Source organism: Bacteroidales bacterium, assembly GCA_016707785.1.
Classification (GTDB): Bacteria; Bacteroidota; Bacteroidia; order Bacteroidales; family UBA4417; genus UBA4417.
In genome coordinates this window covers 61,243-75,862 of record JADJGZ010000001.1, presented here as the reverse complement: position 1 = coordinate 75,862, position 14,620 = coordinate 61,243, and the positions used below count along the sequence as shown (strand labels likewise).

Sequence of the window (14,620 nt, the reverse complement as noted above, 5' to 3'; positions counted from 1 at the left end):
ATGACAAACCTAAAGAAGCGTGCCTTAGGGCGTGGCCTCAATGCCATATTGGAAAGTCCGGAAACAGATATCACTTCCAGGGATATTTCCGGTTCTTATGTAGCCGGGGCTATTGCCAATATTCCTATTGATAATATTGACAACAATCCTTTTCAACCCAGGGAAGAGTTTGATGAGAGTTCATTGAAGGAACTGGCCGATTCCATTGCAGAACAAGGCATTATTCAACCGATCACTGTCAGGAAAATGGGCTATGATAAATATCAGCTCATTTCAGGTGAAAGACGTCTCAGGGCGTCCAAACTTGCTGGCTTAAGCCATGTTCCTGCTTATATCAGGGTTGCCAATGATGAGCAAATGCTTGAATGGGCATTGATAGAAAACATTCAACGCGAAAGCCTGAATGCCCTTGAGATTGCCATCAGCTATAATCGCCTTCTTGAAGAATGTGACCTCACCCAGGATGAATTAAGTAAAAGGGTAGGGAAAAACAGGACTACCATCTCCAATTATATCCGCCTGCTTAAACTACCTGCTGAAATTCAGGCTGCCCTCAGGGATGGCACACTTACAATGGGTCATGCCCGTTCACTGATCAATGTTGAAAAACCTGATTACCAGCTTAATATATCCCGCCGAATCATAAAGGAAGGATTATCTGTCAGAGAAGCTGAGAAACTAGTTCAACAAATCGACGAGATTCCAGTTCCCCGTACTAAAGCTCAGCCTCAGCAAATTCCGGATATATTGGAAACGAAACGGGCTTCCCTTCAGTCGAAATTAAATGCAAAAGTAGAGCTTAAACGCGGCCCTAAAGGAAAAGGCACCCTTATGATCCAGTTTAAGTCGGATACTGACCTCGAAAAGATATTGTCAGCAATCGGCATAGAATAATCTGTGATATTCAGGTTCATCCATAAAACGTTTATTCGTCTGTTTCTTTGCAGACCATCCTTACAGCAAGGCATACCCATCCTTTTAGCTCTTGTTTTCATGTTTGGATTAAATCAGCAATCCAATAAAGCCATTGCACAAGATACCGTTAGGTTGAAAAACTTGCCGGACACTTCCGGAATCAAGGTACATTCTCCAAAGAAAGCGACTTACTATGCCATGATACTGCCTGGACTGGGACAGGCCTATAACCACAAATACTGGAAGATACCTATTGTTTATGCCGGGTTTGGCACTATGGCATATTTCATCTCTTTTAACACGAAAAACTACAGGCTGTTCAGGGATGCATATGCTTATACATCAGCTTCAGCTACTAATAATCCCACAACACTTGAATTATCAACTGCATACGTGGAAAACCCTTCGCGGTTTATGCCCATGCCACAGCCTGTTACTCCACCCAATGATCTTTCGCTGAGATATTCCAAAGATCAATTGCTGGTCGGAAGGGAGTATTACCGGAGAAACCTTGAAGTATCCTATATCGTAACAGGTGTATGGTATATACTTACCGTTGTTGATGCTACAGTGGACGCTCACTTCTTTGACTATAATATAAGTGATGATTTGTCCATGAATCTCAATCCCTGGATCACACCACCTTCTCCTTTATATAAACAAGGAGCCGGGTTGATGCTTACCTTTAAATTTTAAAAGGATCAGTAAAATGAAATTAGCCATCATTGGTTATGGAACAATGGGCAGGGAAATTGAAAAAATTGCCCTCCAGCGAAATCATGAGATAACTGTGATTATTGATAATGAACAGGACTGGGAAACTGAAGGAAAGCGCCTGCATGATTGCGATGTTGCTGTTGAATTCACCACTCCCTCTGTCGTTCTCGACAATCTGAATAAATGCTTCAAGTCTGGAATCCCGGTTGTTACCGGAACAACAGGCTGGCATTCCCAAATTGATGAAGTTTCGGCTGCCTGTACCAGGGAAAATGCAGCATTATTCTATGCATCTAACTTCAGCATCGGTGTCAATATATTCTTTGAAATCAACCGAAAACTTGCCTCCTTACTCCAATCTCAGGATTCATATACCCCTGAAATTACTGAAATTCATCATACAAGGAAGAAAGATGCTCCCAGCGGAACTGCTATATCGATTGCTCAGGATATCATTTCAGCAAACAAACGTTATCACTCATGGAAACTTGGGCCTTCATCAGCCGGCGAAATTCCTGTCACTGCTATCCGGGAAGGTGATGTCCCCGGAACCCACCTGGTTCAATGGCAATCAACCAATGATACAATCAGTATCAGGCATGAGGCAAAAAACAGGATAGGTTTTGCCCAGGGTGCAATACTTGCTGCAGAATTTATGGTTGGAAAGCATGGTATTTTTAGCATGAAGGATTTGCTTAAGATCAATGTTTAAAGCAACTACCTGCATTCTTGACTATTAACACTAATTAACGAACGCAACTGATCATAATCCAAACGATTACATGATATTTGTACCCTAAAAAAAACAGTTTAGGAATCAGGCTTGCAAATTTTACACACGAATCATCATACCTGTCAAATTGATTTTTCCGAAATTGAAAATTAAATTGAATACCATTTAGAAAATATCCAATAAACCTTACCGCCTTATGGATCTCATGACAATCATACTCATCTTCATCTTATTGTTTCCAATATTGCTTTTCTGGATATTCAAGGACGCCGGAAAACCTTCATGGCAAGCATTGGTACCCGTTTACAACTATTATGTGTGGATAGAAATCATTGGAAAAAAATGGTGGTGGTTTGCTTTAATGTTTGTCCCCTTCATTAACATCTTCATGATCATGCTTATGATTGTTGAAACGGTGAAGTGTTACAAAAAGAATTCATTAGGTGAACAGGCGCTGGCTGTTATTTTTCCTTATGCATACCTTCCCTGGATCGGGTTGGCATCTTCAGAAACATATACAGAACCCTCCCTCCTGCCAAAATATAAGAAGTCAGTTACAAGGGAATGGATTGACGCGATCATTTTTGCAGTTGTCGCTGCTTCCATTATCAGGATATTTATGGTAGAGGCTTATGTTATTCCGACTTCTTCCATGGAGAAATCATTGCTTGTTGGCGATTACCTGTTTGTCAGTAAACTTAGTTATGGCCCAAAAATTCCCACGACTCCCCTGGCTTTTCCCTTTGTTCATCATACTATGCCATTGACTAAATATACCAAATCTTATGTAGAATGGATCAAATGGCCTTTTACCGCTTCCCGGGCTTTACTTCTATCAAGAATAATGATGTAGTAGTTTTCAATTATCCTGATGGTGATACTGTTTCACTTAAAGTTCAAAACCAGAGTTATTATGGCCTGGTCAGGGAATTGGGGCGTGAAAGAGTATGGAATGATAAGTACAACTTTGGTGATATTGTCGCTCGTCCGGTTGACAAAAGGGAAAACTATATTAAAAGATGTATTGGTATACCTGGTGATAATCTTGAAATAAAAGACCAGGTAGTCTATATCAATGGAAAAGCATCAGAACTTCCTGAAAATGCGCAATATAAATATCGTATTAAGACTGACGGCACCTATTTCAATCCAAAAGTGCTTGACAAGCTTAATATCACAGAAGATGTTGAAGAAACAGGGGTTGAAAATGAATTTTTGCTTGTACTCACTTCAGAGTCTCTTGCCAAGGTAAAAGAAATCAGTAGTGTACTTTCAGTCGAAAAATACATTCAACCCAAGGGTTACTGGTAGCTTTATATTTTCCCCTTTGATTCGACTTATGCATGGAATATTGACAATTTCGGGCCACTTCATATACCTAAAGCAGGAGAAACTGTACCCTTGAACCTTCACACTCTTCCTTTATACCATAGGATAATTGAAGCCTATGAACTGAATAAGGTGGAAGTGAAAGGTGATAAAATATTTATCAATGACAAAGAAGCCAGCAGTTACACCTTCAAATTGGATTACTACTGGATGATGGGTGATAACAGGCATAATTCTGCTGATAGCCGTTTCTGGGGATTTGTGCCATCCGATCATATTGTCGGGAAAGCTGTATTTGTCTGGTTGTCGCTCGACTCAAACAAATCTCTTTTCAATGGCAAGATCCGCTGGAATAAACTCTTAAGAACCGTTAAATAATTATTTGCCGGAATCATCCGGACAATTTACGGCAAACTGCTTCGTTACTTTATCAATTCAAACACAAAAATCCAAATTCAATGATTAAAAGGACCGTTTTCTCCCTCGCTTTAATTGCAAGCCTTGTATTTACAGGTTTCGCCCAGACAAAGAGTTTCACAGGAACCATTACTTATAAGATCACCTACCCGGCCAGTCTTTCTGCTGCTATGGCTGCTGCTCTTCCTTCATCAATTGTAATGCAAATTAGTTCCAATAAAGCCAAATTTGAAGTAACACTTCCCAATGGAAAGCAAACCTTCATTGTAAATGGTGACGAAATTTCTGTTACCCGTCTGATGGATCTGGCAGAAGGAAAATTCTATATTAAGAAAACTAAAGAAGAATTCCAGAAGGAAGACGCCCCATCGTTTATGCCGCTTAAAGAATCCAAGACAATTGCCGGATACAAGTGTAAATCCGGTGAAATTAGCTACAAGGATCGTGGTGGTAAGGTTCAGAAAAGCACTGTTTACTATAGTGATGAACTTGGCTCTAATAATATTTACTTTAACACCATTGCTAAAGGTGTAAAAGGCATTCTGCTCGATTTTGATTACTCAGGATTAGGCGCACCTATGCATCTTACTGCTTCAGAAATAACTTCCGGAAGGATTTCCAATAAAACCTTTGAAATCCCGACCGAATACAAACAGACAACCGAAGCAGAACTACAGAAATTACGCCAGGCTAATAAGAGCAGATAATGCTTTTAAATCCCCCTTTCAGGAAGAATCCTCCTTCTTTAGGGGGATTCTTTTTTCTTTGACAATCAATCGATAAGCCATTACTTCATTTTTCTTACTTTTGCATCAATAACTCTCCTTTATCCCTAATGGTTGGGGAACAAAAATCAATAAGTAAAGGAAAGCCTGATGGATATTGAAATTCCGGAATATGCAGGAGAAAATAACCAATTTTATGCCTAAAAATACCCTGAAGCAGGTGGCCCAAAAAGCCGCCGAGCCGAAGGATCAAAAGGATAAGAAAGAAAAGAAAAACCGTCAATCAAAAACTGATAACGACGATCTGAAAGAACCCAATGTCGGGCGTTTAGAAAAGGTCGCCCAGGTTGTCGGGATTTTTTCTTTACTGGCTTCGTTCTTTTTCCTGGTTACCTTCATCTCCTACCTGTTCAACTGGTTCAACGGTGGAACAGATGATATTTTCTCCAATATCAGTTTTTCCAGGGTTTTCTCCGATAAAAGCCTTGAAACACATAACCTGGGTGGCCGCCTGGGTGCTGCTTTATCCACCCTGATGATCAAACAAGGGTTCGGGATCGGAACATTTTTCCTTGTCATCTGGATGTTCATCCTGGGAGTAAGACTTTCCTTAAACATATCATTATTCCACTTGGAAAGAGTTTCGGCATTGCCGTATTGATGATGGTCTGGCTTTCAGTTGCATTAGCTTTCCTGTTAAAAGGAACTCCTGCATCCATACTGGGTGGAATTTCAGGTTTGAAACGTCTATATGGCTCGAAGGACTTATGGGTAAAATGGGTTTATCTCTGTTACTTGTTTTTGTGCTTGTGGCATTCCTGGTAGTGGTATATAATTTTTCACTGCATGCTTTTAAACAACGAATTATTGATCGTAAATCAGCTTTGGAAGATGCCGGTTCAGATGATGCTGCGCTCAATAATCAAAAAAATTCAGTTTCTCCCGATTTTCCTGTCGATAAGTACAATACAGTGGAATTTGCAGTGAAGGACGAGAGTATCCATGATAAAGAAACTAAACAAACTGAAAAGAATCAGCCATCTAATGAAAGACATATTGATTTTGAACCTGTTACAGTAGCAACAACCAAGCAAGCACCGGCTTCCAAAGTTGAATTCACTGTTGAGCCTGTCAATAATCCTCCTTTCACCCCGGTAACACCTGCCACTCCGCTTCTTAAGATTGATGAACCGGAAGAAGAGATAGAAACCAATGATACCTCCGAGCATCATACTATCGATACACCTTATGACCCAACCCTGGACCTGGGCACTTACCAGTTGCCGGGTATTGATCTGCTGGATGAATACGGAGGAGGTTCCATTAATGTTAACAAGGAAGAGCTGGAAGCCAATAAAAACCGGATTGTTTCTACTTTAGGGAATTATGGTATTCAGATCGACAAGATCAAGGCAACCATTGGACCCACAGTCACACTCTATGAGATTATTCCTGCACCAGGTGTAAGGATCTCCAAGATCAAGAACCTGGAAGATGATATTGCTTTGAGTCTTTCAGCGCTTGGAATCCGTATCATTGCTCCTATTCCCGGTAAGGGAACCATCGGTATTGAAGTACCCAACCAAAAGCCGGAGATTGTTGGAATGAAGACCATCATGGGTTCTGAAAAGTTCAGCAATACCCGTTTTGACCTTCCTTTCGCCATTGGAAAGACCATTGCCAATGAGGATTTCATAGCTGACCTTACCAAAATGCCCCATATCCTTATGGCAGGAGCAACAGGACAAGGTAAGTCTGTAGGATTGAATGCCATTATAGCATCACTTTTATATAAGAAGCATCCTGCAGAATTGAAATTTGTGATGGTGGACCCCAAAAAAGTGGAGTTAACACTATTTTCAAAGATAGAAAGGCATTACCTGGCTAAGCTCCCCGATTCGGAGGAAGCAATCATCACTGATACCAGGAAAGTGGTCAGAACCTTGAATTCGCTCAACATCGAAATGGATCAGCGTTATGATCTGCTGAAAGATGCGCAGGTGCGAAATATAAAAGAGTATAATATAAAATATATTGCCCGGAAACTCAATCCTGAACAGGGCCATCGGTTCCTGCCCTACATTGTGGTTGTAATTGATGAATTTGCTGATCTGATACTCACCGCTGGTAAAGAGGTAGAGCACCCTATAACGCGTCTGGCCCAGTTAGCAAGAGCCATTGGAATACACCTTGTAATTGCCACACAGCGACCCAGCGTAAATATTATTACCGGAACAATCAAAGCGAATTTCCCGGCACGTATCGCTTTCAGGGTAATTTCCAAGATCGACTCCAGGACCATTCTTGATACAGGAGGAGCTGATCAATTGATTGGACGAGGAGATTTACTTATGTCACAAGGTGGTGATATTATTCGTCTGCAATGTGCATTCATTGATACCCACGAAATAGAAAGAATCACTGAGTTTATTGGTTCCCAAAGAGGCTATCCATCAGCTTATGCTCTTCCCGAATTCAATGAAGAGGATACTGTACCCATGGAAGATATGGATCCTAATGAGAGGGATGAATTATTTGAAGAAGCAGCATACCTGATTGTAGCCTCACAGCAAGGCTCTACCTCCCTGATCCAAAGGAAGTTGAAACTTGGTTACAACCGTGCAGGCCGAATTATTGACCAATTGGAAGCTGCCGGAATTGTAGGTCCATTCGAAGGCAGTAAAGCCCGTGAAGTAAGAATTGCAACAGAATTTGCTTTGGAACAATATTTGAAAGATATACGGAGCAAAGAAAATCATAATGAATTCTAACAAATCATATAAATGAAGAAATCCATCATCATTTCAATACTCCTGGCAATAGCCATCGGAAGTTATGCCCAGGGTGACACAAAAGCCACTACCATCCTGAATGAAGTTTCCGCGAAAACGAAGGCTTACAAAACCGTTCTGATTGATTTCACCTACACCATGGAGAATAAGAAGGAGAAAATCAATGATAAATTCAATGGAACCCTAAAATCCAAAGGAGATAAATACAAACTGTTGGTTGCCAGGCAGGAAGTGATATCTGACGGAAAAACAGTGTGGACTTACCTTAAAGATGCCAACGAAGTTCAAATCAACAATGCAGGAGTGGATGATGATTCCTTTACCCCAACGAAGTTATTAAGCAATTATTCAAAGGAATACAAATCGAAGTTTATTGAAGAGAAAGGGAATACCCAGATTATTGAACTTTATCCTCTTGCAAAAGGAAAATCATTTATTAAGGTGAAACTTTCGATTGACAAAACGAAAAAACAAATTCAGCAGTTTGTCATTCATGATAAAGGGGGGAGTGTATTTACTTACCTGGTGAATAAATTCGTCACCGATCAACCCATAAATGACAAGGAATTTACTTTCAATAAAGCCGATCATCCCGGGGTTACCATTGATGATATGCGGTAATCAACGTAGAAAGAGACTGTTGAGAAAGGAATTCCGGTGGGATTCCTTTTTTTATTTCCCGGTCTTTGACTTGTTTTCTTCCACCCTGAATTTCACGATCCGTTCAATCAGGTCAAAAGGAACAGGCTGGTCCAAGGGTTGCACAGATCCTTTACCTTGTTTAAATTTTGAAAGCTCGACCATAAATTTAGCATGCCCGGTTGGGGTAGCATAAAAACCCAGATGCTTTGGGTAAGCGGCATAGTAAACCAATGGCTTTTTATTCAATTTGTAGGCAGGCATTCCATAAGCCATGGATTCAACAGCTTCCGGAGCAATTTCTTTGATCAGTTTCCTTAGTTTATTTAATATTTCCTGCACATTTTCAGGGAATTGAAGAATGTAATTTCCTACTTCATCCATAAGTACTGATTTATAAGCAATGTGTATAGAAGTTCTGAAGCAAGAATCTTGATTGAACCCAAATTCTGCTATTGCAAAATAATGAACTTTCTGGCACAAATAAAATTCGTACCTCTTACTTTTGCGATATAATAACCAGGGGGTAACTTCGCACAATTAATTGAACAATAAGATGTTAATTGACTTTCAGATTCAAACTTCATTTTACCTGAAAAATCGTAAACCTGCACACTTTCAATTAATTCAGAAGATGTCACAATCAACTCTTTATTAACAACTTTTAGCTTAATACTCTTTGATTCAGAAATCTCCGGATCAATGCTCTCATAGTATTCAATACTAGTAATCGTATCTCCTGTCACTAATCCGAATCCTGGAGTTGAATTATATGCCCATGAGTCAATAAAAGCTTCAGCATAGCTATCCCCCCAGGCATCCATCAAAGTAATGTCAAACTTGAGTTTGAGCCAGCCATAGGTATACACTCCATTATCCATTAATCTGAATCCCGCATATAATGATGGGTAACAATGCATATGATACACAGGATCATAAATCAATAAAGAACCACTATAAGTCCAGTTTAAGTTGCTGGAAATTGTATCGCCTTCATGTAAACCGGCAATACTACATGGATAATTCTCTGATCTGACAAACTCGGTTTGTGAATTGAACAGTGGAAACCTGGCTTCGAATGATTCATTTGTATGAGGTGAGACATAGGCATAGGAATATGACAGAATTAATTTCAGATCATCAATGCTGTCATTATTCAGTCTAAGCTGAATGCTATCTTTTGCACTGGTTCCATTCTCTGTTACAATCATATATTTGTCCGGGATTTCATCATGGAAAACAACCTGGGATGAGGCTGAAACTATCGCATGCATAAAGAAAATAAACATGATATTCTTTTTCATAAGCAGATTATTTGATATTTGAATTCTATATACTAACAAAGTTAAAAAACTTCACTTTTGAGATTTAAATCTTACTTAATAAAAATCTTCAATATTCTCACATTTCCAAATTTCTAAATTTCTAAATCATTTTTATACAACTGTTTCAAAATCTTTTTCCCGATACTTTTAAACCCCGGACTTCCTTCTGACATTTGAAATTCAATGGTATCAATCAATTCATTGCTTATTTGAGGCATTTGCTTGGAAACCTCAAATAAGATCAGCATATAATACATCTTGGCTGCAACGGCTTCGGATTTTGACAATAGCCATTCAAAAGAAAGATTGGTCAGTTCACCCAACCTGTTTTCAGGCAATGGGTTTCTTGAAATCATCCTTAATCCGTGGCGTTTCATTCCGTCGTGACCGAACGTTGGCAATAGGTCGATCAAAGTTTCCAGGTAGGGTTCAACCCAGGATGGCTCATTTTCACTTGCAGTATCAATGATCCAGGCAGCTCTGCGGGACAAGGGGCCTCGATCAGAGAGGTAAATCTCCCATAAGGCATGAATTAACTCAGGCTTCTTCTTAACAATGTTTCCTACAAAATCCGTATTAGCCCGGGAATTTTCCAGCATGAGCAGGGCGTGCAACTCATCATTTTCCATACATGAATAAGTCTAAAAGCCAGATGTGGCAAACATATTTACAATCCATCAAATTTATCAAAATCCTCTTTTCTTATTCCATGATTGTCAGAATTTAGAAGCATACTTTCCTTAATGGTTGGTATCAATTTTTTGAGGACTTTTGCAGACTGAAATTTGAATTGTTGATGAAGAACCGTATAATCGTACTTGTTGGTTCAATTGTATTCTGGTATCTGTTTTTGTACTGGGAAGAATAGCATTCCTCCTGATTCAGGCACCTTCCCAGGCTGGATTCACTTTCCCGGATGCCTTGAATACGATCAGGTATGGATTTCTGTTGGACCTCTCTATGTCCTCCTACATTGCTATATTCCCGGGACTCTTGCTTTTTTTCAGCTCTTTAACAGGGCCCGGGTATATGGTACCCTTCTTCAGAGTATACCAGGCAATTGTTTCAATCATTATTCGTCTGCTGCTGGTGGTAGATATTTCACTTTATTCGTACTGGGGATTCAGACTGGATGCCACCCCTTTGTTTTACATGGGCAATCTGAAAGCTATGACTGCATCTGCCGGTTTCTGGACGTGGTTTTTGGGACTTCTTGCTGTTGGGGTTCTTGCATTTGTGGTATATAAACTTTATATGATGCTCTTTATTCACAAGATTCGGTCACTGAGTAAAGACAAGTTATCTCTTTTCATCTCCCCCTTTTTATTAATGGCATTATTCATTCCAATCAGGGTGGAATTGGAGTGTCCTCCTCACCATTAGCTCGGCTTATTTTTCAAGTAACCAGTTTGCCAACCATGCTGCAATTAACCCAGTCTGGAATGTGGCCTTTTCTATCACTGAATCCAAAGATCTTGAGAAGAGATACATTTATTTTGAGAAATCGAGGATGAATGAACTGGTAAAACCGATGTTAGATCAAGGTGAAGGTATTATACCAGTTTTAAAAACTGATCGGCCAAATATCATTTTCATTATTGTTGAAAGTCTTACTGCTAAAGCCGTTGGAGTAACCGGAAAGATAAAAGGATTACCCCAAACCTGGATAGCATAGCCAAAGAAGGGATACTTTTTTGACAAAGTATTTGCAAGTGCAGATCGCACCGATAAAGGTATTGCAGCTGTACTAGCGGCCTATCCCTTCACTACCCGGATCTTCACCATTGAAATACCAGAAATTAACTGAAAACATCAGCTTTTTACCTAAAATTCTCAAAAAAGCTGGATATACTTCTTCATTTATTTACGGTGGAACCCTTGATTTTGCCAACTACAGGTCATTCTTGATCCAGGCAGGATTTGAACATTTTATCTCAGAACCGGATTTCAGAACCGATCAGCTCTCTTCGAAATGGGGAGCCTGGGATCACATCGTTTTTGATCGATTTCTGAAAGAAACACCTTCAGAAGAAACATCCTTTTTTAAGACCATTCTTACATTAACAAGTCATGAGCCTTTTGATATCCCTGTTGAACCTTTGATGAAGGGAACTGATATGGAGTCAAATTCCTGAGCTCTCTCCATTATACGGATATGGCGATCGGAAACTTTATCAGGAAGCAAAGCAACGAACCTGGTGGAATAATACACTGGTAGTGATCATTGCTGATCATGGTACAAAAATCCCTGGAAATTCAGGTTCTGAAGATTTCTTCAGACAGCATATACCAATGATCTGGTGCGGGGGAGCTTTATCAAAAAGTGACACTGTCATTCACACTATCTCATCGCAGACTGATCTTGTAGCAACTTTACTCAGTCAGCTAAACTTAGAAAGCAAGGAATTTATCTTCAGTAAGAATATATTGAGTAAGAAGCCTAATCCATTCGCTTTTTACACCTTTAATGAAGGCTTTGGTTATCTAACTGCCAATGACTTCCTGATTTATAACCTTGTAACCAATTCATTTACACATTCAACTGAAGTTACAGGTTCCGAATTACAGCAGCAATCCAAAGCCTATCTCCAATTGCTGTATACTGATTTTTTTAAGCCGGAAGGATACTGAAACAAGCATCGGTTCAACCAGCCTTCTATAGTGCATAGCCACATCATTATCCAAAACATGTATATAGAATCTCATTTTCTATAGGTGTTATTCATAGAAAAATCCTAAGCCTTTTAACCTGCCCCTTCATCGCATTTATCAATCAGGGCCCTGAACCACAATATGCCGGGCCGAATTGTTATCAACAATAATCAGGTCTTCAGCATCGATGAGTCCATCACCATTTATATCTTCAGTCAAAAAGCCCTTTTGAAATGCCGAAGCACAAGATTCAACATTTAAGATATCATTAACATCAACATAACCATCCTGGTTGATATCTCCCGAATAGATCAAAGCATGCACCCCATCACTTAAAAGATTCTGTCCATAAACACTTGTTATAGATGTGGTAAAATCGACATAAAGGTTATTCCCTTCCATTACGATGGCGGTTGCCGACCATATGGCAACACTATTTCTGTGGCGGATAATCAGATAGTAAGCACTATTAAAAGATGAAGGCAGCCTCATAAGAACCAATCCCTGGTTGTTTAATGCCAAATTATGAGAAGAAAATACTTTTGTAAAAGGAGCATAAGCCTCGGTCAATTCTATTGAAACTACATCCACAATATCGTCCGGAAAAACATTTCCCAATTCAGTTTTTGCTGTTGATAATAAACCCGGTCCGTGTTGAAATAATCCTTCAGGAAAGACTTTGACTATCATCTGTTTAGATAATTGAACATCAGCAATCATGAATGCATAATCCTCTGTTTCACCGCTGCATACACCACAAGCACAGAAAAAGGAGTCATTATTTACCTGGACCCTTATACGAGACCTTCCTGTAACAGAATTGAGAGGTACCAGGACAATGCCTGTATATAAACCCGCTCCTGCCCTATCTAAGACTATTAACTCATTCTCTTCAAAATACATATCCCTGTTCCAGTCCAACCAAACCCCACATTTGCTGATACCAGGTGTTTCAGACGAAACCCGCACTAAGATTGGATAGCGTAGGCCTGCATACACCATCGTACTCAGATTTTCAATCATTGAATAGCCACCCTGGCTGTAATTTGTCAAACTGATAATATTCCCAAATCGCATCTCCTCAATAAATACTTCACCATTTCCATTTACCAGGCAGTAACAAGGTTCGCCTACATTAATCAGTGAATGGATTATTTTCGAATCATACCCATACGCATTTGTAACGGTGAGACTTACAGAAAATACGCCAGGTTCAGGATAGATTACATTGGGATGTTGTTCACCTGAGGTTTGATTTTGAGCACCTTCAAAGCTCCAGTCCCAACTTTCTGGAGAATAAAGCGAATAATCCTGGAATTGAACCATTTCCCCGGCACAAATGCTCAATGAAGAGGCTGTAAAATCAGCCAATGGGGGTTCATAATCTGCAACCAGCCGGAGCACGGTTACACCCCAGTGGAGCATGCCGGCATAGTTCTGACCCCAAACCATTGAATGAACAGAATAATCCCATGTATCATGCAGGTAAATGTATTGTCCCGTCTGGTCATAACCAAAGCCAAGTACACAATGACCTGCTAATTGAATTAACACCGGCCTTCCGTTATCAATCTCTTCCATGAACTGATTGAAGGTAAAACCAGTTTCATTGCCATACATCCCGGCAACCAATTGTGTATAGTTTTCGATGAGCATACATTCCTTTGACTCATAGAACAGGCGCAGGCCATGACAACCATCCCGTTGATTCGGCTCATTCCCGGTATAGTCATATAAAGGGGCACCATCCGGAAGAAAAAAGAATCTTGTATTTCCATCAGCATTGCTAAAAGCCGACTGGTTGGAACCCATAAAATCCCCTGTACAATCTTCATCTGTATGTCGGTTCCGGTTAAGACTGATATAAGGATCAGGTCCGTAATGATGGTATTGGTACCAGAAATCATCTACATGGCCATAAGACTGCCTTTCATCCAGTCCCAACATAGTAGCGCTCAGAGGACATTGGTTCCTGATTTCTCCATTGATATTCACTGTGCCCCAAAGGATGTTATCCAGAGGCATGAGGCCTTCATTTGAAATCCCTGTATATAACCCGGGATACCCATGATTATCGTAATATCCGGCAGCCATTGCCCCCACAGTATTTGCACAGCCAAAAGACCAACTGTAAGCAGGGACATCATCAAGCAACACTGCGGTTGGGCTTATGGTCGCAACAGGCATCCTGAAAAGAAGCGGCAGAACTCCCGGGACTTCTATCTCAACCACTTGATTATTTGCTTGATTATGCCTTTTTACAATGAATGAATCCAATTGCGACCATGGTAACTGACTGTAAAGACAGGGAATTGATAATTGAATAAACAGGAAGATGAAAAGTAAATTTCTCATGATAGTAAAAAATTAAATAGT

15 protein-coding genes and 1 pseudogene are annotated in these 14,620 nt (G+C 40.0%); 12 read left to right on the top strand and 4 right to left on the bottom strand.

Annotation, left to right across the window (positions count from 1 at the left end; genetic code table 11):
• From IPH84_00280 to IPH84_00245, 8 genes and pseudogenes are all read left to right on the top strand, one after another.
• Entirely contained in the window at positions 1 to 894 is an 894-nt protein-coding gene (locus IPH84_00280) for a ParB/RepB/Spo0J family partition protein (protein ID MBK7171675.1), read from the top strand.
• A gap of 99 nt (positions 895 to 993) precedes the next feature.
• Positions 994 to 1,611, top strand: coding sequence for a hypothetical protein (locus tag IPH84_00275; protein MBK7171674.1), 618 nt, complete (start codon positions 994 to 996; stop codon positions 1,609 to 1,611).
• 13 nt (positions 1,612 to 1,624) lie between these two features.
• A complete protein-coding gene (dapB, locus tag IPH84_00270) occupies positions 1,625 to 2,344 on the top strand; it encodes a 4-hydroxy-tetrahydrodipicolinate reductase (protein ID MBK7171673.1) in 720 nt (239 codons plus the stop codon).
• Positions 2,345 to 2,726: 382 nt separating this feature from the next.
• Positions 2,727 to 4,072: pseudogene (gene lepB / locus IPH84_00265) on the top strand (signal peptidase I).
• Between the two features lie 80 nt (positions 4,073 to 4,152).
• Entirely contained in the window at positions 4,153 to 4,818 is a 666-nt protein-coding gene (locus tag IPH84_00260) for a hypothetical protein (GenBank protein MBK7171672.1), read from the top strand.
• A gap of 190 nt (positions 4,819 to 5,008) precedes the next feature.
• On the top strand, positions 5,009 to 5,497 hold the full coding sequence (locus IPH84_00255) for a DNA translocase FtsK 4TM domain-containing protein (protein MBK7171671.1): 489 nt from the start codon (positions 5,009 to 5,011) through the stop codon (positions 5,495 to 5,497).
• Positions 5,498 to 5,603: 106 nt separating this feature from the next.
• Positions 5,604 to 7,607 (top strand): DNA translocase FtsK, encoded by a 2,004-nt coding sequence (locus tag IPH84_00250; protein ID MBK7171670.1) that lies wholly within the window; start codon positions 5,604 to 5,606, stop codon positions 7,605 to 7,607.
• Positions 7,608 to 7,619: 12 nt separating this feature from the next.
• On the top strand, positions 7,620 to 8,249 hold the full coding sequence (locus IPH84_00245) for an outer membrane lipoprotein carrier protein LolA (protein ID MBK7171669.1): 630 nt from the start codon (positions 7,620 to 7,622) through the stop codon (positions 8,247 to 8,249).
• Positions 8,250 to 8,300: 51 nt separating this feature from the next.
• Here the strand turns inward: IPH84_00245 and IPH84_00240 are convergent, their stop codons facing one another.
• The 3 genes from IPH84_00240 to IPH84_00230 all read right to left on the bottom strand — a co-directional run bounded on the left by IPH84_00240 (position 8,301) and on the right by IPH84_00230 (position 10,221).
• On the bottom strand, positions 8,301 to 8,651 hold the full coding sequence (locus tag IPH84_00240; GenBank protein ID MBK7171668.1) for a DUF1801 domain-containing protein: 351 nt from the start codon (positions 8,649 to 8,651) through the stop codon (positions 8,301 to 8,303).
• Between the two features lie 68 nt (positions 8,652 to 8,719).
• The gene (locus IPH84_00235; GenBank protein MBK7171667.1) at positions 8,720 to 9,571 is read right to left on the bottom strand and encodes a T9SS type A sorting domain-containing protein; all 852 of its coding nucleotides are present in this window, start codon (positions 9,569 to 9,571) and stop codon (positions 8,720 to 8,722) included.
• 113 nt (positions 9,572 to 9,684) lie between these two features.
• The gene (locus tag IPH84_00230; protein ID MBK7171666.1) at positions 9,685 to 10,221 is read right to left on the bottom strand and encodes a hypothetical protein; all 537 of its coding nucleotides are present in this window, start codon (positions 10,219 to 10,221) and stop codon (positions 9,685 to 9,687) included.
• 292 nt (positions 10,222 to 10,513) lie between these two features.
• On the opposite strand from IPH84_00230, the gene IPH84_00225 reads away from it, so the two are divergent.
• The 4 genes from IPH84_00225 (at position 10,514) to IPH84_00210 (ending at position 12,223) form a co-directional block, all read left to right on the top strand.
• Positions 10,514 to 10,975, top strand: coding sequence for a hypothetical protein (locus IPH84_00225; protein MBK7171665.1), 462 nt, complete (start codon positions 10,514 to 10,516; stop codon positions 10,973 to 10,975).
• A 61-nt stretch (positions 10,976 to 11,036) separates the two neighbouring features.
• Entirely contained in the window at positions 11,037 to 11,267 is a 231-nt protein-coding gene (locus IPH84_00220) for a hypothetical protein (GenBank protein MBK7171664.1), read from the top strand.
• Between the two features lie 109 nt (positions 11,268 to 11,376).
• On the top strand, positions 11,377 to 11,727 hold the full coding sequence (locus tag IPH84_00215; protein ID MBK7171663.1) for a sulfatase-like hydrolase/transferase: 351 nt from the start codon (positions 11,377 to 11,379) through the stop codon (positions 11,725 to 11,727).
• Between the two features lie 82 nt (positions 11,728 to 11,809).
• Entirely contained in the window at positions 11,810 to 12,223 is a 414-nt protein-coding gene (locus tag IPH84_00210) for a hypothetical protein (GenBank protein ID MBK7171662.1), read from the top strand.
• 138 nt (positions 12,224 to 12,361) lie between these two features.
• On the opposite strand, the gene IPH84_00205 is transcribed toward IPH84_00210, so the two are convergent.
• Positions 12,362 to 14,599: a PKD domain-containing protein gene (locus IPH84_00205; protein MBK7171661.1), complete on the bottom strand. Its 2,238-nt coding sequence runs from the start codon at positions 14,597 to 14,599 to the stop codon at positions 12,362 to 12,364.
• Positions 14,600 to 14,620 lie beyond the last annotated feature (21 nt).